A 23,421-nucleotide genomic window follows, 5' to 3' on the forward strand; every position below is an offset into this window, starting at 1 on the left:
AACGAGTCCCGGCGACCGGCGTTCTCAGCAGGCATCAAGGGAGTTCATCATGGCGGCCCGCCCCACCTGGCAGGGACATCTGAAGCTGTCGCTCGTGACCTGCCCGGTCGCGCTGTACACGGCGACGTCGAGCGCCGGGCATGTCAGCTTCCACCTGATCAACCCGGACACCAACAACCGCATCCGCATGGCGCCGGTCGATTCCGGCACGGGCGAGCCGGTGGAACGCGCCGACCTGGTGAAGGGCTTTGAGGTGTCCAAGGACGAGTACGTCCTGATGGACGACGCCGACTTCGAGAAGGTGAAGCTGGAAAGCACCCGCACCATCGACATCGGCCAGTTCGTCGACGAGGACGACATCGACCGGCTGTACTGGGACGATCCCTTCTATGTCGTGCCCGAGAAGGGCGTGGGCGCCGAAGCCTTCGCCGTCATCCGCGACGCCATGAAGGCGGCGGGCAAGATCGCCATCGGCACGCTGGTTCTGCGCAATCGCGAGCGGCAGATCGCGCTGGAAGTGCGGGGCAAGGGGCTGGTAGCCTGGTCCCTGCGGCCCCATGACGAGGTGCGCGACGCGGGCGACTTCTTCGACGACATCCCGGCGGTGAAGGCCGACAAGGACATGGTCGAGATCGCCACCCGCATCATCGACCAGAAGCAGGCGGACTTCGATCCCTCTGAATTCAAGGACCGTTACGACGACGCCCTGAAGGCCCTGATCAAGGCCAAGCAGAAGGGCGGCAAGAAGGCCCTCGTCGCGGCGCCCGAGCCCGACGACACCAACGTCATCGACCTGATGGCGGCGTTGAGGAACAGTTTGAAGGGGTCGGCGACGGGGGCGAAGAAGGCCCCGGCGAAGGCCAGGGCGCCCGCGAAAAAGAGCGCGGCGAAGAAGCCTGCGGCCAAGACCAAGGCGGCCTAGGGCGATCAGCGAGCGGCAGTTGGGGGCGTTTCAACGCCCGCTCCCGCGCGATGCGCTTGACCGCGCGGGCCCGTCAGGCCCTGATCGGGTCATGACGGACATCCCAGCTCCCTCGGCGGTCGTGGTCGGCGCATCGGGCGGTCTGGGGGCCGCACTGGTGACAGCGCTCAACGGCACAGAGCGCTTCGGCCGCGTCCACGCATTGTCGCGGGCGACCGGACTGGATCTGGAAGACGAGGCGTCGATCGCAGCGGCGGCCACAGGGATAGACGGCGGGGGTCACCCGGGTCTGGTGCTGGTTGCGTCAGGCGTCCTGCATGGCGGGTTCGAGCCCGAGCGAAGCTACCGCGCGATTGACCCTGTCCACATGGCTCGGGACTACCGGATCAACACGATCGGACCCGCCTTGGTCGCCAAACATTTCCTGCCGCTGCTGCCCCGCGAGGGGCGCTCGGTGTTCGCGGTCCTTTCCGCGCGGGTCGGATCGATCGGCGATAACCGGCTCGGCGGTTGGCACAGCTATCGGGCGTCGAAGGCGGCGCTGAACATGATGCTGCGTAATCTGGCGATCGAGATGGCCCGCACCCATCCGCAGGCGGTGGTGGCGGGCCTGCATCCGGGCACGGTCGACACCGCCCTGAGCGCGCCGTTCCAGCGCGGGGTCAAGCCGGGCAAGCTGTTCAGTCCCGCTCAGTCCGCCGGCTATCTGCTGGATGTCATCGACGGGCTGCGGCCGACCGACAGCGGCGGCGTGTTCGCCTGGGACGGCGTCCGGATACCTGAATAGACGAGGCGACAAGGCCGGGAGGCTGATCGAGCCACCCGCTTGACTCCCTCATACAGTATGCCGCATACACTGTGTGTCACACACTATGTGACGCAACAGGAGGGATGGCATGGACGCCGATCCGGACCTTTTTGAAAGCATGCGGCTGGAGTTGCGCCGCGGGTCGCTGGTGCTGGCGGTGCTCGCCTGCCTCAGGACCGAGCGGTACGGCTACACCCTGCGCCAGGCGCTGGCCGCCGACGGGCTGGAGATGGAGGAATCGACCCTCTATCCGCTGCTGCGCCGGCTGGAGAGCCAAGGCCTGCTGGAGAGCGAGTGGCGCGAGGAGGAGAAGCGCAAGAAGCGCTTCTACCGCCTGTCGCCGGGGGGCGTCTCGATGCTCGCCGCGCTCACCGACGAATGGCGGGGCATCAACGCCTCGCTCGATAAGATTCTTTGAAATTCCAGGGACGAAGGGAAAGTCTGATGGACCTGATTGATCGCTATCTGAACGCTGTCGCCGCCCAGCTGCCGCAGGACCAGCGGGCCGATATCGTCGCCGAGTTGCGCGACATGATCCTGAGCCGCTTCGAGGAGAAGGAGGAGGCCCTGGGCCGTCCCCTGACCGAGGCCGAACAGGAAGAAATCCTGCGCGATGTCGGCCATCCGCTGTCGGTTGCGGCGCGCTACGGCTCGGGGCCGCAGCATGTGGTGGGGCCGGAGCTCTATCCCTGGTGGATGTTCGGCGTGCGCGCCGGCCTGATCGCCATCGTGGCGATCACCGCGATCGGGGCGCTGGTGCGCATCCTGATCGGCGACGAGGAAGTCGGCCGGGCCATCGGCCAGGCGTTCCACAGCATCTTCAACGGCGCGATCATGCTGATAGGTTTCGCCACCCTCGGCGGCTTCATCATCGAGCGGCAGAAGGAGAAGCCCAGCTTCCTGCGCGAATGGCGGGTCAAGGACCTGGGCCTGTTCGAGTTCGGCGGCGGGCTGAACGCCGAGGCCGTCTCGCGCGGCCTGAGCGAGGGCGACTGGACGCTGAAGACGCCGCGCAAGGGTCGTCGTGCCTCCCCGATGGCGCGGGCCGTGGGCAGCGCGGTGGGCTGGAGCGTGGTCCTGCTGTGGTGGATCGGCTGGCTGCCGCTGACGCACACGACGCCCGAGACCCTGGGCGCGGTGGTGGGCGGCGTCGACTACGGCCGGATGCTGAGCCAGATCCATACGCTGCTGTACTGGCCGGTGATCGCCTTCGGGCTGGCGCGCGTCGTCTTCGACGTGATGCGGGTGGCGCGGCCTGACGGGGTGCGGTTCACGGCCCTGGGCGACATCGGCTTCGGCCTGGCGGAAGGCGCGCTGTTCGGCTGGCTGTGGCTGTACTCGCCCCTGTCGAAGGTGGTGTTCGTCCCGACCGTCGAGGCCTTCATGTCGCGGGTCACCAACACCATTCAGGAAGGCTGGTGGCCGCTGTCGACCGTCCTGATGCTGTGCATCGCCTTCGGCTTCGCCAGCGCGGTGGTGAAGGTGGCCCGCTCGGCCTTCCGTCTTGTCACCGGCTACGACGAGCGGCTGCCGAAGGTCTGAGCGGCGCCCGGATAGACTGGGGTGGAAAGTGATTAGTGGTTAGTGACTAGTGGTTCGATGTCGCGGGCGGGGGCTCACAATGACCCAGCACCGGCGTCGCAGCCGCCATCCACTAATCACTAGCCACTCACCACTGGCTGGGCTCCTTGGCGGCCGACTGTGCACCCGCCGCCCACACCCATGTCCGAAAACCGCGAGCGTTTGCGGAGCGGCGGGCCTATCTTCCCGGTCATGGAAAACGCGAGCGAGCTTGATCAGGAGGCCTGCTACCGCGCCGTGCTGACGCGCGACGCGCGGTTCGACGGGCGGTTCTTCGGCTGTGTGAAGACCACGGGCATCTACTGCCGCCCGGTCTGTCCGGCGCGGACCCCGAAACGCGAGAACATGATCTTCGTGGTCACGGCGGCGGCGGCCGAGGAGGCGGGTTTCCGCGCCTGCCTGCGCTGCCGGCCCGAGACGGCGCCGGACATGGGCGCCTGGCGCGGGACCTCCAATACGGTGAGCCGGGCGCTGGCGCTGATCGAGGCGGGCGCCCTGGACGAAGGCGACGTAGACGGACTGGCCGGCCGGCTGGGGGTCGGCGAGCGGCACCTGCGCCGCCTCTTCCGCCAGCATCTGGGCGCGGCGCCGGTCAGCGTGGCGCAGACCCGCCGGGTGCTGCTGGCCAAGGCGCTGATCCACCAGACGGACCTGTCGATGGCGCAGGTGGCGCTGGCCTCCGGCTTCGGCAGCGTGCGGCGCTTCAACGAGACCTTTCAGGCCCTGTATGAGCGGCCGCCCTCGGCGCTGCGGCGCCGCGGCGAGCGGGCGCACGAGGGCGGGGTGGTGCTGAGCCTGCCCTACCGCCCGCCCTATGACTGGGACGCGATGCTGGCGGCGCTGGCCGGGCGGGGCGACACGGTCGAGGGCCGCAGATGGTCGCGCGTCCTGACCCGTGAGATCGACGGCGCCGAGGGTTCGGTCTCGGTCGAGCCGGGCGCGGCGGGCCGGGTCTCGGTCTGTGTCGAGACGGCCGAGCTGAAGGCGATGCCGGGCGTGCTGGCGCGGGTGCGGCGGGTGTTCGACCTGTCGGCGGATCCGGACGCCATCGCCCGTGACCTGTCCGCTGACGCCCTGCTGCAGCCGCTGGTCGCGGCGCGGCCGGGGTTGCGGCTGCCCGGTCTGTGGATGGACGAGGGCGCCGATCCGCCGAATGACCGACTGGAAGACGAACGCCTGACCGCGCGCGCCGAACGATGGCGACCGTGGCGGGCCTATGGAGCGCTGCACCTGGCGGTGGCCGGGATCAGCGGCGCGGATGTGACGGAGAACGACGATGCGAAACGTGCAGCCTGAAACCCTGACGCTGGACCGGGTGGCGACGCCTGTCGGCGACGTTCTGCTGGTCACCGGGCCCGAGGGCGCGGTGCGGGCGTTGGACTTCGCCGGATACGAGGACCGGATGCACCGCCTGCTGGGACGGCACAGTCCCAACGCGGCCCTGGCCGAGGGCCGGGCGCCGGAGAGCGTGAGACGGGCGGTCGAGGCCTATTTCAGCGGGGATGTGCAGGCGCTGGACGCCCTGCCGGTGAAGACCGGCGGCACCGACTTCCAGAAGGCGGTCTGGGCGGCGTTGCGCTCCATCCCGGCGGGCGAAACGCGCAGCTACGGCCAGCTGGCGGCGGCGATCGGGTCTCCGAAGGCGGTGCGGGCGGCGGGGCTGGCCAACGGCCAGAATCCGATCGCCGTGATCGTGCCGTGCCACCGGGTGATCGGCGCGAACGGGACCCTGACCGGCTATGCGGGCGGGCTTGAGCGCAAGCGCTGGCTGCTGGCCCATGAGGGGGTCAGGACCGCTTGACGAGACCCTGAGTCTGCGTGTCACTGCGCGCGGGCTGTTTGGGGTTTTTAAGATGAAGACGGAACTTTGTTTGGGTCTGGCCATGATGGCCGGGCTGGGATTTGCGTCGGCCGCGGTCGCGCAGGACGATGACTGGGAATTCCAGGAAGATCCGGCGCGGCATTTGACGGCCGCGGTCGTACGTTTTGACGGTGGGGCGGCGGTCGTCGTCCAGTGTCGCGACAACGCACTGACGGCGGTGTTGGCCGGCATGCCTGCGGGGGCGGGCAATGTGGCGTTGCAGGCGACGCGCGCGGACGGCCGTTCGGACGTGCAGACCTGGGTCTCGGCCGGCGCGGCCGGCGCATTGCGCAGCACCGAGGCGCATCGAGACTCCCGCTTCCTGAGGGGCGGCGGCGCCTTCGCCATCCGCACCGCAGAAGGCGTGACGCCGGCGTTCAGCGGCTCGTTCGACCTGCCGGCGCAATCGGCCAATCTGGACAAGGTTCTGACCGCCTGCGGCTGGCCGCTGACGGATGATCGGGACGCGCTGGCACGGGCGACGGGCGAGGTCAGCCTCGTCAATCCGAACCGGGCGCCGCCGCGCCGGTCGCGGTCGGTGCAGAACTGGGAGCAGCCGCGACGGCCGGAGCCGGAAGCCGCCCCGGCCGGGCCGCCCCGCGTCTCGCCGGCCGAGCGGCAGATCAGCTGTATCGTGCGCAACCGACGTGCGGAGGATTGCCGCCTGGATCATCCGGCGGCGGCGTCCACGCCCGCCGAGGCCATGCTGAGCCGCGTCGAGGGCGAACGTCTGTACGGTGACGACGTCGAGGCGGCGGAAGGCAAGGTCTTCTTCATGTTCGACAGTCCGTTGGTGGTTGTCACCCGTGAGGTCCTCATCGGCCCTGGAGGCTAGTCCGCGCACGGTCATTTCCAGCAGGCCGGGGCTTGCAATCCCCGGCCATCGGCCTAGATTGTCCCTGCTTATGCTAAAAGTGAGCATAAGTCGGCGGCGGGCCGATGAGCCGGGCCGCCGTTCTTAGGAACTCTGATTTGCTCATTTGGAGCAAAAGGGTGGATGGGATGGCGGACGGCATGTTCGGGCTGTCGAAGGACCTGGAGCGCGAGACCGCGCCGGTGTGGGCCAAGATCAAGGATCATGTGACGCCGCTGGAATGGCCGGCGCAGGCGGCGCTGATCCACGAGATCAACCAGCTGAAGCGCGAGCGCGACGCGGTGATCCTGGCGCACAACTACATGACGCCCGAGATCTTCCACGGTGTCGGCGACTATGTCGGCGACAGCCTGGGGCTGGCCAAGGAGGCCGCCCGGTCGAAGGCGAAGGTGATCGTCCAGGCGGGCGTGCACTTCATGGCCGAGACCTCGAAGATCCTCAGCCCGGAAAAGACGGTGCTCATCCCCGACCTGCGCGCGGGCTGCAGTCTGGCCGCCTCGATCACGGGTGCGGACGTGCGCCTGATCAAGCAGCGTTACCCGGGCCTGCCGGTGGTCACCTATGTGAACACGACCGCGGACGTGAAGGCCGAGACCGATATCTGCTGCACCAGCGCCAACGCCGTGCAGGTGGTGGAGTGGGCGGCGAAGGAATGGGGCGTCGACCGCGTCATCCTGATCCCCGACGAATACCTGGCGCGCAACGTGGCGGCCCAGACCACGGTGGGGATCATCGCCTGGAAGGGCCGCTGCGAGGTGCATGAGCGCTTCACCGCCCAGGACATCTCCGACATGCGGGCCGCCTATCCGGGCGCCGAGATCCTGGCGCACCCGGAATGCCCGGAGGACGTTCTGGCCGCGTCGGACTTCGCCGGATCGACCGCGGCGATGGTCGACTATGTCGAGGCGCGCCGTCCGAAACAGGTGGTGCTGATCACCGAATGCAGCATGGCGTCGAACGTCGCGGGCGACGTGCCGGGCGTGCAATTCATCGGTCCGTGCAATCTGTGCCCGCACATGAAGCGGATTACGCTGGAAAACATTCGCGACTGCCTGTTGAAGATGCAGTTCGAGGTGACGGTGCCGGAAGAGATGATCGAGCGGGCGCGGCTGGCCGTGCAGCGTATGGTCGATCTGCCGCCGCCCGCCATCCCGGCGCGCTATGACCTGATCAAGGCGCGGCATCATGTGGCAGTGGAGTTGATCTGACGTGGTTCGAGTTTGGCGCATGCCGTTTGGCTATCTCATCCTGATCTGGCGCGATCGGAACCGGTGGATCGCCTTCAAGCCGGTCAGCGATCTGCGCCGCGTCTATGAAATCCTGGCGCGCCGCGGCGTGCCCAAGAACCTGTCGCGCGCCGCCCTGGCGAAGGCCAATCCCGCCGAGGCGCGCGCCTACAACCTGGACTGAGATCCATGCACTATGTTCCGCCCGTCCGCGTCGTCGCCGGCGTCGACCGGAAGACCCTGCGGCTTCTCGCCGTACTGGCCTTGTGGCTGAGGGCGGAAAAGGCCACGTCGCAGGGATGAGCGACATCGACACCCCCCGCCGTCCCGGTCCCTGGGACCCCCGCCCCGAAGACGGCCGGGCGCCCGTCACTCCGGCCGTCGATCCCGCGCGCGGGGCCGAGGCGCCGCTGGACAAGGGCCAGCATCCGGTCTGGGCCTTGATCTCGACCCTGCTGCTCGGCGGGCTGATCTACTACTGGTCCGGGAGTGTTGTGATCGTGGCGGCCGTGCTGTTCGGCCTGCTGGTCCACGAGTACGGGCATGTGCTGGCGATGAACCGCCTCGGCATGGGGCCCGCGCGCATCTACATCGTGCCCTTCCTCGGCGGGCTGGCCAAGGGTCAGCGGCTGCCGGTCAGCGAATGGCACGGGGTGCTGGTGTCGCTGGCGGGACCGGCGTTCGGCCTGCTGGCGGCCATCCCCTTCTATGGCCTGTATCTGTGGAGCGGGCAGGTGGTCTGGCTGCAGGGGGTGTTCGCCATCGCCTTCATCAACCTGATCAATCTGGCCCCCGCGCCGCCGCTGGATGGTTCCAAGGCGCTGGGTCCGGTGCTGGCCCGCATCCACCCCATGCTGGAGAAGGTCGCCCTGCTGGCCGTCGGCGCGGTGGCCGTCCTGTGGGGCGTGTCGAACGGCAGCTGGCTGTTTGCGGGCTTCCTGGCGCTGGCGCTGTTCAGCCACCTGCGTCGGGGCGCCTGGAGGCCTGAAGGGCGTCGCCTGAGCTGGGGCGAGGCCGCCAAATCCACCGGCCTGTTCGTGCTGACCACCGTCGCATGCGTCGGCGTGGGCGTGGCCGCCCTGGCGCCCGGCGTGGAGACGCTGACCGAAAGCCTGACCCACGGCGCCCGCGTATTCGAGTTCGGCCGTTGAACCGCATCCGTCATGACGGGCCGCTGATCATCGGCGGCGGGCTGGCGGGCCTGTCTGCCGCGCTGGAGGCCGGGCCGCGCCCGACGCTGGTGGTGACGCCGGCGCCTCTGCTGCAGGCCTGCTCCTCGGCCTGGGCCCAGGGCGGGGTCGCGGCGGCCCTGTCGGCGGAAGACCAGCCCGCGCTGCACGCCGCCGACACCGCCTCGGCGGGGGCGGGGCTGGTCGATCCGGAGGCGGTTCGCGCCCTGACGGATGATGGAAGACAGACGGTCGAATGGCTGGCCGCGCTGGGCGCGCCTTTCGACCGGGACGCCGACGGCGGTTTCGCGGTCAGCCTGGAGGCCGCGCACTCGAAGGCCCGGGTGGCCCGGGTCGGCGGCGACGGCGCGGGACGGGCCATCCTGTCGGCGCTGGTCGCCTCTGTGCGCGCCGCGCCGCATATCGAGGTGTGGGAGAACGGACGGCTGCGCGCCCTGGTGCAGGACGCCACGGGCCGCGTGCGCGGGGCCGTGATCGAGCGCGACGGGCGCCTCGTCGAGGTGCTGGCTCCGGCGGTGGTGCTGGCGACCGGCGGGGCCGGCGGCCTCTACGCCCGCACCACCACTCCGGCGGCCCTGCTGGGCGAAGGCATGGCGCTGGCCTGGCTGGCGGGCGCCGAGATTCTCGATCCCGAGTTCGTGCAGTTCCACCCGACCGCGATCGACGTGGGCGTGGATCCCATGCCCCTGGCCACCGAGGCCCTGCGCGGCGAGGGCGCCCGGCTGATCGACGCCCACGGCGACTTCCTGCTGGGCGATGCGCCCGACGCAGACCTGAAGGCCCGCGATATCGTCGCCCGCGCCGTGCATCAGGCTCGGGCCGAGGGGCGCGGCGCCTATCTGGACGCCCGCGCGGCGGTGGGGGCGCATTTCCCCAACGAGTTTCCGGCCGTCTTCGCCGCCTGCATGCATGCGGGGCTGGACCCGCGTGAGACGCCGATCCCGGTCGCGCCGGGCGCCCACTACCACATGGGCGGGATCGCCGCCGGACTGGACGGGCGCACCAGCCTGCCTGGCCTGTTCGCCGTGGGCGAATGCGCGGCGACGGGCGTGCACGGGGCCAACCGGCTGGCCTCCAACTCCCTGCTTGAGGCCGCCGCCTTCGGACGCCGCACGGGCCGGGCCGCCCGCGCGGAAGCGGGCGGAGAGGGAAGGGTCGTGAAAGCCGTCGTCGCGCCCGACCTGGCGCCTGAAGCCCTGACGGCTCTGCGTGTGGCCATGAGCGACAATGTCGGCGTGGTGCGCGACGCCGCCGGGCTGACGCGGGCCCTGGCCCTGATGGAGCGACTGGAGCAGGAGGCGCGCGGCGCCCTGCCGGTCATCGCCGCCCGCCTGATCGCCGGGGCCGCGCTGGAGCGGCGCGAGAGCCGCGGCGGCCACTACCGGTCCGACTATCCCGACACGGACGCCGATGCGCGCCATACCCGCCTGAGCCGCGCGCCTGTCGTGGCCCCCGCCGCCGTTCTGGCCGCCGAGTGAATCTCATGATCCCGACCCTGCCTGACCTGCTGATCGAGCCCGTGGTGCGACTGGCCCTGGCTGAGGATCTGGGCCGGGCGGGCGACGTGACGGCGAAGGCCTGCATTCCCGAAGACGCGCGGATGCGGGCGGTCTTCGCGGCGCGCAAGCCCGGGGTACTGGCCGGACTCGACTGCGTGCGGCTGGCCGTGCTGGCCATGGACCCCAAGGCGTCGGTCGAGCTGAAACTACGCGACGGCGAGGCCTTCGAGGCCGGCGCGGTGTTGGCCGAGGTCGAGGCCGACGCCCGCGCCTTTCTGTCGGCCGAGCGGACGGCGCTGAATCTGCTGGGGCGGCTGTGCGGCATCGCCACCCTGACGCACGCCTATGTCGAGGCCGTCTCCGGAACCAAGGCGCGCATCGCCGACACCCGCAAGACGACGCCGGGCCTGCGCGCGCTGGAGAAGCACGCCGTGCTGTGCGGCGGCGGGCTGAACCATCGCTTCGGACTGGATGACGCGATCCTGATCAAGGACAACCACGTGGCCGTCTGCGGCGGGGTCGGCGAGGCCGTGCGGCGGGCCAAGGCGGCGGCGGGCCATCTGATGAAGGTGGAGGTCGAGGTCGACGGGCTGGACCAGCTGGACGAAGCCTTGGCTGAACGCCCTGACGTGATCATGCTGGACAACTTCACACTGCCCATGCTGCGCGAGGCCGTGACGCGGACGGCCGGGCGGGTGACGCTGGAGGCCTCGGGCGGGGTCAATCTGGAGACCGTGCGCGCCATCGCCGAGACCGGCGTGGACGTGATTTCGGTTGGCGCCCTGACCCACTCCGCGCCGTCGCTGGATATTGGTCTGGACGCGGTTTGAGGCCGTCCGGCGAACCTCGCTACGGAACGACCCGGGCGCAGGACGGTTTTCTTCCCGATACGGAAGGAGACTTCAGATGACCCACGCCCCCAGAATTCCCAAGGAACAGCGGAGTTTCGCCGACCGGGGCGGAAAGCCGCTGGACGACGCCAAACAGGCCGACCGTCGCGACCTCGAGACCGGCGCCCAGTCGGGCCAGCCGGGCGATGCGGATGTGAATCTCGATGAGCAGGGCCGGTTCGGCAACCTGCGTCAGAACCTGACCACCCACTGGAAGGTGCAGGAGCGCTGAGGATCAGGCGGCGGGCGTGGCCGGGGCTTCAGGCGCCGGGGCGGCGGTGACCGCCGGAGCGGCCGGCGCAGGCGTTTCGGCCTGCGGCGCGGCGCGGCCTTCCTGGGCGATCAGCAGGTTGTAGGCGACGGCGCCCACGTCACGCGCCGGGCCGGTCGGATCAAGGCTGGCCTGGATCAGCTGCGGCGCGGCGTCGGCGGCGGTCGAGCGGCGGGCGGCGTAGGAGAAGGCGCCGCTGGCGCCCGAACGGCCGCCGAAGCGGTAGAACAGGTGGTCACCGACCTGCGTCACGCGGATCAGGGAATTGCGCCACTGCGGCGCGACGCCGGTGGTGTGGAAATGGGTGGCGTTGCCGACGCTGCCGAACACCGAGCCGGACAGGGCGGCGGAGGCGATGGCGCGGGCCTGGTCCCAGGCGCCCCGGTTGACGCGGCCGCGCATCGAGCCGTCGCAGGTGAAGCTGAACTGGCAGCCGGTCTGGCGGCCCGCGCCCTGGAAGACGACGCCGCAAACGGTCTTCGGGAAGGCGGGGTGGCGGACGCGGTTCAGAACCACCTGAGCCACGGCGCGCATGCCGTCGCGGCCTTCGCCGCGGGCTTCGTAATAGGCGGCCTGGGTTAGGCAATCGAGATCGCGCGAGGCTTCAAGGGCGCCGCCGAGGCGGAAGGGCTGGGCCGCGATGGGGGCCGAGAGATTGACCTGACGCAGGCCGTCGGCGCGCAGCGGGGCGTTCCCGCGCAGCTGTTCCAGACGGGCGGTCAGCAGTTCGGCCTGGCGGTCGCGCTGGGTCGGGCCGGCGACGGTATAGGGGTCGTGACGGCGCGCGATGGTCAGCGCGCTTTCGTCCAGGCCGCCGGCCGCTGCGGCGAGGGCTTCCTCGGTGAAGCCAGCGGAGGTCGCGCCGTCGATACGTTCAGCCTGGGCCTGCACAGTCGAAGCCTTGGCCGCCGCGCCGCCAAGATAGGCGCCGCCCACAGCCAATCCCACCAGAGCGCCGAACATCGCCGCCGCCGTACCGGGCCGGATGCGGGCCACGTGTTCAGCAGTCGGGTTCGCGCGCGTCTGAGACGGTTTCGACAAAGGCTCGGTCCTGTTCGGCAGGGCGCAGTGCCGCCCCCGGGTAGTCTCGCCGCCGGGCGATGCGAGGATCGCGGACCGGCTGCAGCAGTTTCGATGTTCGGCGAATGAGCGGAAATCGAAGGACGCGCCTTAAGCCAGCCGTTTGTGGCGCCAATGTGGTTGATTCGCAAGAATTGGGTGCGGCGCAACATCGCGTGATGTCCGCAGTGAAGTCTGCCGGTTAAAGGGGGTTAACTCAGAATACATGGGTCCAGTTAATGTGGCTTCTACTGTATTTGTCTTCGCTATCTCAACCTTTTGGCCCGGTCGCGTTGTCAGTCTTAGTCTTTCCTATGAGGTTGGTCTGTTATCGCGCGGTGGGTCGGGATGGCGTGCGACTTCCGGTTACAGCGTGGAACCCTCACGGCGACGCTGACGTTTGATGAACCGAACAGGAGAACCATCATGCGCCATATCGCCACCGTATTCGCCGTCGCCGCCCTCGCCGCGGGAGCCGCCGCCTGTGGGCACACCATTGAACAGAAGGCCGCCACGGGCGCGGTCGCCGGCGCCGTCGTGGCCGGTCCGGTCGGCGCTGCGGTCGGCGGCGCGGCGGGCGCTGCCGTGGGTCACGCAGAGCGCCCCAAGTGACACACTGAGCGGGGCGGATGTGTTCATCCGCCCTCGCAACCTTGCTTTTCGCGCCCATATGGGGTTAGCGGACCCGCCCGGGGCTGAGCCACGCTCGCTCCGGCGTACGCGCATCTGACAATCGATCAAGGATACGACGACTCCACGCATGAGAGATCTGAAACAAACCGGCTTCACCGATCGCCTGACCGCCCAGCAAGAGGCCAAGAAGGCCCTGCTCGCCAAGTTCAAGCCGAAGGCCGCCGCCCCCGACCCTGAATTCGAGAAGCTCGCCGCCAAGCGCGCCGCCGAAAAGGAAGCCCTGCGTCAGCAGCACGAGCTGGCCAAGGCCGAGCAACGCCGCGAGAAGGCCGAGAAGGACGCCGCGCGTCTGGCCGCGCAGATGGCGGCCCAGGAAGCTGTCGACGCCGAGAAGCGCGCCGCACGCAAGGAGCGCAAGCAGCTCACCAAGGAAGAGCAGAAGGCCGCGCGCGACGCCCGCTACGCCGCCCGCAAGGCGCGCTCGCGCTGATCTGTTGACGAACACCCGCGGTCGCCCATCAGGCGGTCGCGGGCGTCACTCCGCTCGGGCGGGAACCTGCCCCAGAATGTCGGCCAGTTGCGCGCCTGAATAGGGCTTGCGCAGGAACGGCCACGGCGCGTCCGACAGGGCCTCGTCCACATCCTCGCCGGCATAGCCCGAGGTCAGGACGATCCGCATGTCCGGCCACTTCTTCGCACACTCGCGCGCCAGCTCGATCCCGGTCATGCCGCCGGGCATGGCGATGTCGCTGAGCATCAGGTCGAAGCCTTCGACCTGCAGCATCTCCAGCGCGCGCGGGCCGGTGTCGGCGGTCGCCACGTCCATGCCCATGGCTGTCAGCAGATCCAGCGCGATGGCGGCCACGCCCGGATCGTCCTCGACCAGCAGGATGCGGCGGGCCGTGACCTGCGGATAGGGCGATATCCCGCGTTCGACGGTCTCCAGCTCGCTCAGCCGGTCCAGCGGCGGCAGGTAGAGACGGATTTCGGAGCCCCGGCCCGGCGTGGAGGCGATGCGCACGCCGCCGCCCGATTGCCGCGCGAAGCCGTAGACCTGGCTCAGGCCCAGGCCGGTGCCCTTGCCGATGGCCTTGGTGGTGAAGAAGGGCTCGAACACGCGGCTGATCACCTCCGGGTCGATGCCCGAGCCGTTGTCCGACACGGTCACGCAGACATAGTCGCCCGCCGGCAGCTCCGGCACCTCGCCCCCACGGACCTTGCAGCTCTGCGTCTGAACGGTGATGCGGCCGCCCTTGTCGCCCACGGCGTCGCGGGCGTTGACGACCAGATTGAGAAGGGCCGCCTCGAACTGGGACGGATCGACGTTCACCCGCGCCCCGCCGCGACGGAGTTTCAGCTTGAACTCGACGGCCTCGCCCACGGCGCGGCGCAGCAGGGGCTCGCTCTCGCGGATCAGGCCGTTGAGGTCCAGAGATTCGGGCCGCAGGGCCTGACGGCGCGAGAAGGCCAGGAGTTGGTGGGTCAGGCCTTCGCCGCGGCGGGCGGCGGCCAGGGCGGCCTCGCCGAGCTTCTTCTGGCGGGCCAGGTCGGTGGGCGAGCGCAGCATCATGTCCAGCGCGCCGATGACCACGGTCAGCAGGTTGTTGAAGTCGTGCGCCACCCCGCCGGTCAGGCGGCCGACGGCCTCCATGCGCTGGGCGTGCATCAGGTCCGCCTCCGCCTTGGCCTTCTCGGCCATGGCTTCGCTGACGCGCTCTTCCAGCAGTTCGTTGATGCGCTTGAGGTCTTCCTCGGCCTGCCGAGCCTCGGTGATGTCGATGTTGGCGCCGACGTAGCCCTGGAAATGGCCTGCGCCGTCGAAGCGGGGGATGCCCTCGCAGCGCAGCCAGCGGCGGCCCATCTGCGGGTGGACGATCTCCATGATCCCTTCATACCGGTCGCGCTGCGCCAGGGCGGTCAGGAAGCCGGAATGGAAGGCCTCCAGTCCGTTGGCCGACATGGTGGCGGCCCAGTTGGCCTGCAGGTCCTCGTCACGGCGGACGCCGAAGAAGGTGCGGTAGCGCCTGTTGGCGAACACGACGGCGCCGGTCTCGTCGGTCATCCACATCTGGGCCGGGGCGCTGTCGGCGACGGTGCGGAAGCGGGTCTCGGACTCCGTCAGTCGGGCCTGAGCCTCGCGGATGTCGGTGACGTCGAAGGCGACGCCCACGAAGCCGATGACCTCGCCGTCGGCGTCCAGCCGCGGGCGCGAGAAGGACTTCAGCCAGCGGTACTCGCCGTCATGGCGCAGGTAGCGGGCCTCCATCGAGAAGGGCTGGCCGGTGGCCTCGCCCGCGATGGAGTCCTGGATGATGCGTTCATGGTCGTCGACGTGGATCATGGCGCGCCAGTCGGCCAGCCGAGCTTCCTCGTAGGAGCCGCCGTTGTAGGCGACATAGGCCTGGTTCACGAACTCGCGCACCCGGTCGGCGCCCGTGACCCAGATCAGCACCGGGGCGGTGTCGGCGATGGCGCGGAAGCGTTCCTCGCTCTCGCGCACGGCGCCCTCGGCGCGGGCGCGTTCAATCTCCGTCCAGGTGCGGCGCCCGACCTCCTGCAGCAGGTTGGCCTCGGCGTCGGTCCATTCCCGGACCGTCGAGTTATGGACGTAGAGGAAGGCTCGCAGGCGCCCGCCGCGATGCAGAGGCGCGCGCATGAGGGCGCGGGTGCCCAGCCGCTCGAACGCCTGGAGCGCGCCGCGCGTCCGCTTGTCCTTGCGCACGTCGGCGATGCGGATCAGCCGACCCTCTGCCAGGTCGCTGATCAGGTCGGCGCCGAGTTCCCCGAGGCTGAATTGGCCCTGGGCGCTGACCGCCCCGGTGGTCCAGTCCCGGCTCATCGACACCAGACCCCGCTCCTGATCGACTTCGCCATAGCCGACGCGGTCGGCCCCGAGTTCGTCGCCCAGCGAGCGTTCGACTTCGGCCATGATGTCGTCGGGCGTGGTCAGGTCGCGCAGGCGGTCGGTCAGGGATAGCAGGAAGCTCTGGCGGCGTTCTTGGGCCTCAAGCGCCTGCATGGCGTTGCGGGTTTCGGTGATGTCGAACGACATGCCGACGTAGCCCAGGAAGGCGCCGGCGGCGTCGAAGCGTGGATTGACCGCGATCCGCATCCAGCGCCAGTCGTTGTCGAAGCGAAGGAAGCGCGCCTCGAAGCCGTAGGGATGATGGCCCGGCCGGGCGACCTCCATGACGGCGGTCATCTCGGCCACGTCGTCCGGATGGACGCTCTGGCGCCAGACCGAGCCCAGAATGTGCTCGGCGGGGCGGCCGTAGAACTCGACCAGCGCCTTGTTGACGAATTCGACTTCGGCGTGGGCGTTGGTCATCCACACCGGCGAGGGCGCGGTGTCCGCCATCAGGCGGAAGCGGCTCTCGCTTTCCCGCAGCGCGGCCTCGGCGGCCTTGGCGGCGGTGATGTCGACGACCACGGCGATGAAGCCCATCGGCTCGGCGGTGGGGGAGGTCAGGGCGCGCAGGCTGGTCAGGGCCCAGACAGTCGAGCCGTCCGGCCGCAGGTAGCGTTTCTCGATCGTGCCGTCGCCGCCCGCGCGGGCCGCGTCGAGCGCGCTCCTGGTCAGGGCGATGTCGTCGGGGTGGGTCACGTCGCCGGTGGTGATCCCGACGGCCTGGTCGGGCCTCAGGCCGAGAATCTCGGCGAAGCGGGCGTTGCTGCTGATAATCTTGCCGTTGAGTCCGACGCGGGCGATGCCGGCGGACGCCTGCTCGACCATGGCGCGCAGTTCGGACGTGGTTTCGTCGACCAGGCTGTCAGAGGCGCGCAGGCGGCTGACGGTGTCGTCCAGATCGCGCAGGGTGGAGCGCAGCGAGGCGCCCAGCACCGTGCCGAACAGACCCGCGAAGATGAAGCTGGCCACGCCGACCGCCAGACTGGTCGCATTGAACGCGATCAGGCCGCCGGCCAGCTGGGTCAGGGCGACCGCGCCGACGATGCTGACGATGATGGCGGCGTAGCCGGCGAACCGGCCGCCCCACAAGGCGGCGATCAGGACGGCCGGCAGAAGCACGGTCAGGCCGCTGGCGCCGCCGAACAGGGGTTGCAGCATCGCGCGGACAGCCAGTCCCGCGGCGCCGCACAGCAGGCCGGTCAGGATCGCCTGACCGGGGCGCCCCGGCTGGGCCAGCGCGAGTTGTCTGAAGAACCTGTCCGCCCCCAAGCCGTTTCATCCCTGCGCGGCTGTCGATCAGCGCGACAGACTGCAACGCTTTCTCGCCAAGGGCGTTCCCGAACGCCCTATATATCCCATTGTGTCATCAAGGACCCCTATGGTCGGACTTGGCCGCGACCGTCCGGGCGCCTAATTGTATCGCCGACCTTACAGCCTTTCTGAGCAGGATCTCCCCATGACCGTGACCATCGACACCGGCCTGAGCAAAACCGAACGCAATGACGTCGCGACGGAACTGACCAAGGTTCTGGCCGACAGCTTCGCGGTTTATCTCAAGACGCACGGCTATCACTGGAATGTCCGCGGGCCGGAGTTCTTCGGCTACCACAATCTGCTGGAACAGCAGTACCGCGACATCTGGGCCGCGCTGGACGACATCGCCGAGCGCATCCGCGCCCTGGGCGTGCTGGCCCCGCAGAGCTTCTCCGGCTTCGGCAACCTGACCTCGATCAAGGACGGCGATCCCGAGAAGGAAGCCGGCCCGATGCTCAAGGAACTTCTGGGCGACCACGACACCCTGATCGCCACGACCCGCAAGGCGTTCGAGGTGGCCGACGCCGCGGGCGACGAGGCCTCGGCCGACCTGCTGACCCAGCGTCTGGCGGCGCATGAGAAGTTCGCCTGGATGCTGCGCTCGACGCTGGGCGGCCGGTAAGGCTGGTCGAACGGCGCTTTTCCGCCCGAAAAGCGCCGCCCTTCGTGGGCATGAACCTTGCTCCGGTCCCGTGATCGGACGCTTTGGAGACGGACGCTGAACAGGACGACCCTGACCTCGGCAGTGAAGGCGGCGCGACGGCTGGGGCCGGCCGTGCCCGTTGTGCTGGCCGTTTTCGGTGTGGCCATGGCGGCGTCTTCGACCCCCCGTCCCGAAATCGACCGGCGTGTCGAAGCGGTGCGCCAGCTGACCGGCGGCGATCTGTCCGACAAGGGGCTGAGCGCCATCGCCGGGCGGATGACGCCGTCGCAGCTGGCCCTGGCCGAGCGGTTCGATCCCTCGCTGCGCCGCGCGGCCCTCTACGGCCTGACCCCGGGGTGGGAGAGCCTGACGCTGGCGGGCAAGCCGACGCTGGACTTCGGCGAGACCGGCCTGGACGCCATGCGCCTGAACGCCGCCACGCCGACGACGTCGGGGCTGTTGCGCGCCGCCCAGCCCTTCGTCTTCCGTCCCGCCTCGGCTGAAGATCGCCGCCGTGCCCAACGCTGCCTGACGCAGGCGATCTATTACGAGGCGGCGCTGGAACCGACCGAGGGCCAGGAGGGCGTCGCCCAGGTGATCCTGAACCGCGTGCGCGACCCCAACTACGCCAACACCGTCTGCGGCGTCGTCTTCGAGGGCGCCGAGCGGACCACCGGCTGCCAGTTCAGCTTCACCTGCGACGGCGCTCTGGGGCAGGCCCCGGTGGCCTGGGCCTGGGAGCGGGCGCGCAAGGTCGCGGACCGGGCGCTGGCCGGCTACGTCTCGACCAGGGTCGGCACGGCGACCCACTATCACGCCGACTACGTCCACCCCTGGTGGGCCCCGACGCTGAACAAGCTGACCCAGATCGGGGCGCACATCTTCTATCGCTGGAAGGGCGTCTACGGCGAACCGGCGGCCTTCCGTCAGGCCTATGCCGGGCGTGAGCCGCTGATCGATGAGGCGCGCTTCTCGAAGCCCCGCATCCAGATTCCCGACGCGACCACCGTGGCCGAGGCGGACGCCGCCCTGACCCTGGCCGCCGCCAATGGTCAAAGCGCCATGCGCACGGTCGAGATCAACGGCCAGACCCGTGTGGTGGGCGTCACCTCGCTGGGCGGTCGTCGCCAGGCCACGGCGCAGGACATCGCCGCCATCAACCAGCGGCTGGCCGCGTTCGAGACCCCAGCTCCCGCCGCGGCTGCGCCCACGCCCCCCGCGCCCGGCGTGACGCCCATGGATGTCGAGGAAGTCGGTCGTCCCTCGTCCTGATGATCTCGGTCGTCATTGCAACGCTGAGCCGCCAATCGCATTGATATGAGCCGTGCGCCGTGCGCGCGCCGTCAGAGGTTCGCTTGTCAGCTCCTTCCGATCCGTCGCCCACCTGGGCCGAAGCCGACCGTCTGGCGGCGCTTCGCGCCTTCGATGTTCTCGATACTGAGCGTGAACCGGCATTCGACGGGATCGTGACCCTGATCGCCCGGGTCTTCGATGCGCCGATCGCGGTGGTCAATCTGATCGACGAGGAGCGGCAGTGGTTTAAGGCCGAGGTGGGGCTGGGCGTCCGGGAAACGCCGCTGGCCACCTCCTTCTGCGCCCACGCCCTTCTCGAGCAGGACCGGATGATCGTTCCGGACGCTACTGCCGACGAGCGGTTCGCCTGCAACCCGCTGGTGACGGGCGAAAGCGGCCTGCGGTTCTACGCGGGCCAATTGCTGAAATCCGCCGAAGGACTGCCGATCGGCACCCTGTGCGTTCTCGACACCCGGGTCCGGCACGAGGGGCCGACGGCCCTGCAGCTTGAGGCGCTGGAGGTGCTCGCCGCCCAGGTCATGGCCCAGCTGGAACTGCGCCGGGCGCTACGCCAGCGGCAGCAATCCGAATCCCAGTTCCAGGCGGTCGCGGATTCCATGCCGCAGATGGTCTGGTCGACCCTGCCGGACGGCTTCCACGACTATTACAACGCCCGTTGGTACGAGTTCACCGGTGTGCCGGAGGGCTCGACCGACGGCGAGGGGTGGAACGACATCTTCCACCCCGACGATCAGGAGCGGGCCTGGGCCCGTTGGCGCCAGTCGCTGACGACGGGCGAACCCTATGAGATCGAGTACCGGCTGAGGCATCGCTCGGGCGTCTATCGTTGGACCCTGGGGCGGGCCATGCCGATCCGCGACGAGAGCGGCGAGATCGTGCGCTGGTTCGGCACCTGCACGGACATCGACGACCTGAAGCGGATGGAGCAGTCCAAGGAGCTGCTCAGCCAGGAGCTGAGCCATCGCATCAAGAACATCTTCGCCGTCGTTTCGGCCCTGATCGCCCTGTCGGCGCGGCGGTTCCCCGAGGCCAAGGCCTTCGCCACGGCGCTTCGGACGCGGATCAACGCGCTGGCCCGCGCCCATGAGTTCGTGCGGCCCCATACCGAGACCTCCCGGCCCACCGTGGGAACGATGACCCTGCACGCCTTCCTCGCCGACCTGTTCAAGGCCTACGCCGGATCGGACGAAGCCGCGCGGGTTCTGCTGAGCGGCGACGACGCCACCTTCGACGACCAGGCCGCGACTTCCGTGGCTCTGCTTTTCCATGAACTGGCGACAAACGCCGCCAAGTATGGCGCCCTGTCGGTCGAGGGCGGCCATGTCGAGCTTGAGACACGGAACGAGGGTGCGCGTTTCATCCTGACCTGGCGCGAGCACGGCGGGCCGCCGGTCGCGGGACCGCCAAAACATTCAGGCTTCGGCTCTTCGTTGGCCACCCTGTCCGTCGAGGGACAGCTGGGCGGGCGGCTGGACCGGGACTGGGCGGCGGACGGCCTGTGTGTGGTCGCGGATCTTCCCGCAACGGCACTGTCTCGTCGAAGGGCGGCTCTGGATGTCCGGTAACGGACATTGGCCTGAAACCTGCTGACGACCTGTGCGTTCCCCCTGTCCGCGTCCCAAAGATGTACGCGAACCTATTTGTGAAAGTCCGTGTTCCGCACTGCCTGATGACCGCCCGTATCCTTATCATTGAAGACGAAGCGCTCGTCGCCATGGAGCTCCGCTACGTGCTGGAGGACCTGGGCCATGAGGTGGTGGGCATGGCGTCGGACGCCCGGACCGCCCGCCACCTGGTGCGCGAGACCGAGGTCGATCTGGCGCTGGTGGACATCCATCTGTCGGACGGGCCGACGGGGGTCGAGCTGGGCCGCGAGCTGGGTCAGGACCTGGGGGTCTCGGTCCTGTTCATGACGGCCAACCCGGGCATGGTGCGCAACGGCGTGGCGGGAACCATCGGCGTGCTGTCGAAGCCGACGGACGAGCGCGCGGTGCAGACGGCTGTCGATTACGCCCTGCGTCGCCGCACCGGCCAGCCGATCGAATACGCCCCTCCTGGGCTGCAGCTGTTCGGCTGATCCGAGCGGGGCCTACCAGACCCCGATCTTCTCCGCTTCCTTGTGCGTGATCGGGTGGTGGGCCTTGGCGTGGTCTTCCTCGGCGAGGAAACGCACGGCCTCCAGCGCGGCCATACAGCCCATGCCCGCCGCGGTGACGGCTTGGCGGTAGACGTCGTCGGTCACGTCGCCGGCGGCCCAGACGCCCTCGATGGCGGTGGCGGCGGTGCCCGGCTTCACGACCAGATAACCGCCCTGCTTGGTCTCAAGCTGGCCGGCGAACAGTTCCGACGACGGGGCGTGACCGATGGCGATGAAGACGCCGTCAGCCGTGATGTCGCGGGTCTCGCCCGTTTCGACGTTCTTGATCCGCGCGCCGGTGACGTTGACGCCGCCGAAACTGTTGGTCTCGCCCAGAATCTCGTCGATGGCGTTATTCCAGACCACCTCGACCTTCGGGTGGGCGAACAGGCGGTCCTGCAGGATACGCTCGGCGCGGAACTCGTCGCGGCGGTGAACGACGGTGACCTTGGATGCGAAATTGGTCAGGAACAGCGCCTCTTCCACGGCGGTGTTGCCGCCGCCGACCACGATGACCTCCTTGTTGCGGTAGAAGAAGCCGTCGCAGGTGGCGCAGGCGGAGACGCCGAAGCCCTGATATTTCTGCTCGCTCTCCAGACCCAGCCACTTGGCCTGGGCGCCGGTGGAGATGATGACCGTCTCGGCCAGCATCTCGGTTCCGGAATCCAGCGTCAGGCGGAACGGGCGCTGCGACAGGTCGGCCTTGACCACGATGTCGTGGATGACCTCGGTCCCGACGTGCTCGGCCTGCTTCTGCATCTGCTCCATCAGCCAAGGGCCCTGGATGACGTCGGCGAAGCCGGGATAGTTCTCCACGTCGGTGGTGATGGTCAGCTGGCCGCCGGGCTGCAGGCCCGCGATCACGACGGGCTGCAGCATGGCGCGCGCCGCATAGATGGCGGCGGTCCAGCCGGCGGGGCCGGAACCGATGATGGCGACGCGGACGGTACGGAGAGTGCTCATGGCGCCTATTTAAGAGCTGATTCCGGATTCCGCGATGGCTAGGGTGGGCTCGGATCAAGGGAGTCGGGGATGAAGAAGAACAACGGCGCGGCCTTCCTGCCGCTCGGGATCGCCATGGGCGTCAGCATGGGGACGGCGATCGGGGTGGCGACCGACAATCTCGCGCTGGGCCTCAGCCTCGGCGTCGCCATCGGCGCGGGCCTGGGCGTCGCCCTGATGGGCGCCGTCAACGCGGCCAAGGACAAGAACAAGAAGGAGGGGTCGGATAGCAGCGGGACCGTCTATCCGGCCGACAGCCACCGTGACGGTCATGACAACAGTTCGGACGGCGGCTCCGACGGTGGCGGTTCCGATGGCGGCGGCGGTGGCGGCGGCGGGGACTAAAGCCCCAGCTTTTCCAGGATCATCCGCGCGGCCCGGTCGGTCTCGGCCAGCGGCTCATAGCTCCAGCCCGCCAGCGCGCCGTCGAACGGCCGCGCCGCGCCGCGCTCGCGCAGGTCGGCGTGCAGGCGGGCGAACTTGTCCGCCGGCTTGGTCGCCACCATCGGCAGGATGTGCACCGGTTTGCCGGTCGAGGCCGCCTCGGCGGCCATGTTGGCGCTGTCCTCGGTGACGAGGATGTGGTCGGCGGCCTGCAGGAAGGCGAAATAGGGATTGGCGCCGGTCCCGTCCCAGATCAGACCCGGCAGGTGGGACAGCCGCGCCGTCATCGCCGCCTTCGCCGCATCGGGCGTACGGCGCGAGAAGGTCAGCATCAGCGACCCGCCCGCCGCCGTGATCGCCGCGGCTATGCGGTCGGCCAGGTCGGCGGCATGGGCCTCGGGCAGGTCGTGGGCGCGGGACTTGCCGCCGATCAGCACCGCCACGCGCGGGCGGGTCAGGGGCTCCAGTCGGTCGGCGAAGGCCGCCGCGCTCTCCGCCAGCCGTGCGGCGGAGATGCGGTGCGGCGAGCCGGTGATCGACAGCACGTTCGACCCCTCGATTCCGTCATGCCGGGGCGCGACCACCAGATCATAGTCGCCGGTGCGCCAGCGCGGGTCCTGGGTCTGGACGACGAAGGTCTTCCCGCCCGAGCGGCGCTTGGCGATCAGCGACAGGGGCAGGGTCGCCCGGCCGGTGGCGATCCACACGTCCGGCCAGGCCTCGCCGGTCGCCGGGAAGGGATCGTCCAAGGCCGGGTCCAGCATCCACGGCGCTTTGAGGGCAGACGGCAGCTTGTCGAAGACCTTGCGCCACCGCACGCGTCGGACGGTGATTTCAGACGGCGAAAGGCGCTGGAGGGCTTCCGCCAACCCCAGCGCCTGATTTTCCATGCCGACCCGGCCGTC

At 69.3% G+C, this 23,421-nt stretch carries 24 protein-coding genes; 20 read left to right on the forward strand and 4 right to left on the reverse strand.

Translation table 11 applies throughout. The features are described from left to right. Positions 1–49: 49 nt before the first annotated feature. The 13 genes from ku (at position 50) to AC07NB_RS09765 (ending at position 11,083) form a co-directional block, all read left to right on the forward strand. Complete coding sequence (ku, locus tag AC07NB_RS09705) at positions 50–922, forward strand: non-homologous end joining protein Ku (protein WP_494570709.1); 873 nt, start codon at positions 50–52, stop codon at positions 920–922. Positions 923–1,013: 91 nt separating this feature from the next. Then, positions 1,014–1,709, forward strand: a complete 696-nt coding sequence (locus AC07NB_RS09710; protein WP_494570710.1) for an SDR family NAD(P)-dependent oxidoreductase — start codon at positions 1,014–1,016, stop codon at positions 1,707–1,709. 109 nt (positions 1,710–1,818) lie between these two features. Then, positions 1,819–2,148 (forward strand): PadR family transcriptional regulator, encoded by a 330-nt coding sequence (locus AC07NB_RS09715; protein WP_291832190.1) that lies wholly within the window; start codon positions 1,819–1,821, stop codon positions 2,146–2,148. Positions 2,149–2,174: 26 nt separating this feature from the next. Continuing rightward, positions 2,175–3,272: an HAAS signaling domain-containing protein gene (locus AC07NB_RS09720; RefSeq protein WP_494570711.1), complete on the forward strand. Its 1,098-nt coding sequence runs from the start codon at positions 2,175–2,177 to the stop codon at positions 3,270–3,272. Positions 3,273–3,503: 231 nt separating this feature from the next. Next, on the forward strand, positions 3,504–4,607 hold the full coding sequence (locus tag AC07NB_RS09725) for a bifunctional transcriptional activator/DNA repair enzyme AdaA (protein WP_494570712.1): 1,104 nt from the start codon (positions 3,504–3,506) through the stop codon (positions 4,605–4,607). Then, positions 4,588–5,112 (forward strand): methylated-DNA--[protein]-cysteine S-methyltransferase, encoded by a 525-nt coding sequence (locus AC07NB_RS09730; RefSeq protein ID WP_494570713.1) that lies wholly within the window; start codon positions 4,588–4,590, stop codon positions 5,110–5,112. Before AC07NB_RS09725 ends, AC07NB_RS09730 begins: the two co-directional genes overlap by 20 nt. Positions 5,113–5,194: 82 nt before the next feature. Next, positions 5,195–6,007, forward strand: coding sequence for a hypothetical protein (locus AC07NB_RS09735; protein ID WP_494570714.1), 813 nt, complete (start codon positions 5,195–5,197; stop codon positions 6,005–6,007). A gap of 167 nt (positions 6,008–6,174) precedes the next feature. Beyond that, a complete protein-coding gene (nadA, locus tag AC07NB_RS09740) occupies positions 6,175–7,254 on the forward strand; it encodes a quinolinate synthase NadA (RefSeq protein ID WP_291832220.1) in 1,080 nt (359 codons plus the stop codon). Positions 7,255–7,273: 19 nt separating this feature from the next. Further along, positions 7,274–7,456: a hypothetical protein gene (locus AC07NB_RS09745; protein ID WP_492312379.1), complete on the forward strand. Its 183-nt coding sequence runs from the start codon at positions 7,274–7,276 to the stop codon at positions 7,454–7,456. 115 nt (positions 7,457–7,571) lie between these two features. Further along, complete coding sequence (locus AC07NB_RS09750; RefSeq protein ID WP_494570715.1) at positions 7,572–8,423, forward strand: metalloprotease; 852 nt, start codon at positions 7,572–7,574, stop codon at positions 8,421–8,423. After that, a complete protein-coding gene (locus AC07NB_RS09755) occupies positions 8,420–9,940 on the forward strand; it encodes an L-aspartate oxidase (RefSeq protein ID WP_494570716.1) in 1,521 nt (506 codons plus the stop codon). Before AC07NB_RS09750 ends, AC07NB_RS09755 begins: the two co-directional genes overlap by 4 nt. A gap of 5 nt (positions 9,941–9,945) precedes the next feature. Continuing rightward, complete coding sequence (gene nadC, locus AC07NB_RS09760) at positions 9,946–10,791, forward strand: carboxylating nicotinate-nucleotide diphosphorylase (RefSeq protein ID WP_494570717.1); 846 nt, start codon at positions 9,946–9,948, stop codon at positions 10,789–10,791. Between the two features lie 76 nt (positions 10,792–10,867). Further along, positions 10,868–11,083 (forward strand): hypothetical protein, encoded by a 216-nt coding sequence (locus AC07NB_RS09765; protein WP_291832199.1) that lies wholly within the window; start codon positions 10,868–10,870, stop codon positions 11,081–11,083. 3 nt (positions 11,084–11,086) lie between these two features. On the opposite strand, the gene AC07NB_RS09770 is transcribed toward AC07NB_RS09765, so the two are convergent. Next, the gene (locus tag AC07NB_RS09770) at positions 11,087–12,118 is read right to left on the reverse strand and encodes a cell wall hydrolase (protein ID WP_291832200.1); all 1,032 of its coding nucleotides are present in this window, start codon (positions 12,116–12,118) and stop codon (positions 11,087–11,089) included. 489 nt (positions 12,119–12,607) lie between these two features. On the opposite strand from AC07NB_RS09770, the gene AC07NB_RS09775 reads away from it, so the two are divergent. After that, complete coding sequence (locus AC07NB_RS09775) at positions 12,608–12,793, forward strand: hypothetical protein (protein WP_494570718.1); 186 nt, start codon at positions 12,608–12,610, stop codon at positions 12,791–12,793. Between the two features lie 148 nt (positions 12,794–12,941). Beyond that, positions 12,942–13,304, forward strand: a complete 363-nt coding sequence (locus AC07NB_RS09780; RefSeq protein ID WP_291832202.1) for a DUF6481 family protein — start codon at positions 12,942–12,944, stop codon at positions 13,302–13,304. A 45-nt stretch (positions 13,305–13,349) separates the two neighbouring features. On the opposite strand, the gene AC07NB_RS09785 is transcribed toward AC07NB_RS09780, so the two are convergent. Beyond that, positions 13,350–16,991, reverse strand: coding sequence for a PAS domain S-box protein (locus AC07NB_RS09785; protein WP_494570719.1), 3,642 nt, complete (start codon positions 16,989–16,991; stop codon positions 13,350–13,352). A gap of 187 nt (positions 16,992–17,178) precedes the next feature. Here AC07NB_RS09785 and AC07NB_RS09790 point away from each other — a divergent pair, with 187 nt between their 5' ends. The 4 genes from AC07NB_RS09790 to AC07NB_RS09805 all read left to right on the forward strand — a co-directional run bounded on the left by AC07NB_RS09790 (position 17,179) and on the right by AC07NB_RS09805 (position 21,070). Further along, on the forward strand, positions 17,179–17,658 hold the full coding sequence (locus AC07NB_RS09790) for a Dps family protein (RefSeq protein WP_291832204.1): 480 nt from the start codon (positions 17,179–17,181) through the stop codon (positions 17,656–17,658). A gap of 153 nt (positions 17,659–17,811) precedes the next feature. Beyond that, positions 17,812–18,951 (forward strand): cell wall hydrolase, encoded by a 1,140-nt coding sequence (locus tag AC07NB_RS09795; protein WP_494570720.1) that lies wholly within the window; start codon positions 17,812–17,814, stop codon positions 18,949–18,951. 83 nt (positions 18,952–19,034) lie between these two features. Then, the gene (locus AC07NB_RS09800) at positions 19,035–20,558 is read left to right on the forward strand and encodes a sensor histidine kinase (RefSeq protein WP_494570721.1); all 1,524 of its coding nucleotides are present in this window, start codon (positions 19,035–19,037) and stop codon (positions 20,556–20,558) included. A gap of 59 nt (positions 20,559–20,617) precedes the next feature. Further along, on the forward strand, positions 20,618–21,070 hold the full coding sequence (locus AC07NB_RS09805) for a response regulator (protein ID WP_494570722.1): 453 nt from the start codon (positions 20,618–20,620) through the stop codon (positions 21,068–21,070). Between the two features lie 12 nt (positions 21,071–21,082). Here the strand turns inward: AC07NB_RS09805 and trxB are convergent, their stop codons facing one another. After that, entirely contained in the window at positions 21,083–22,093 is a 1,011-nt protein-coding gene (gene trxB / locus AC07NB_RS09810; protein ID WP_291832208.1) for a thioredoxin-disulfide reductase, read from the reverse strand. Positions 22,094–22,162: 69 nt separating this feature from the next. Between trxB and AC07NB_RS09815 the strand changes: the two genes are divergently transcribed. Further along, entirely contained in the window at positions 22,163–22,477 is a 315-nt protein-coding gene (locus AC07NB_RS09815) for a glycine zipper domain-containing protein (protein ID WP_494570723.1), read from the forward strand. Here the strand turns inward: AC07NB_RS09815 and AC07NB_RS09820 are convergent. Continuing rightward, a complete protein-coding gene (locus AC07NB_RS09820) occupies positions 22,474–23,406 on the reverse strand; it encodes a mitochondrial fission ELM1 family protein (protein WP_494570724.1) in 933 nt (310 codons plus the stop codon). The genes AC07NB_RS09815 and AC07NB_RS09820 overlap by 4 nt on opposite strands. Positions 23,407–23,421: the final 15 nt, after the last annotated feature.

This window comes from Brevundimonas sp. GW821-FHT09G01 (assembly GCF_059416065.1).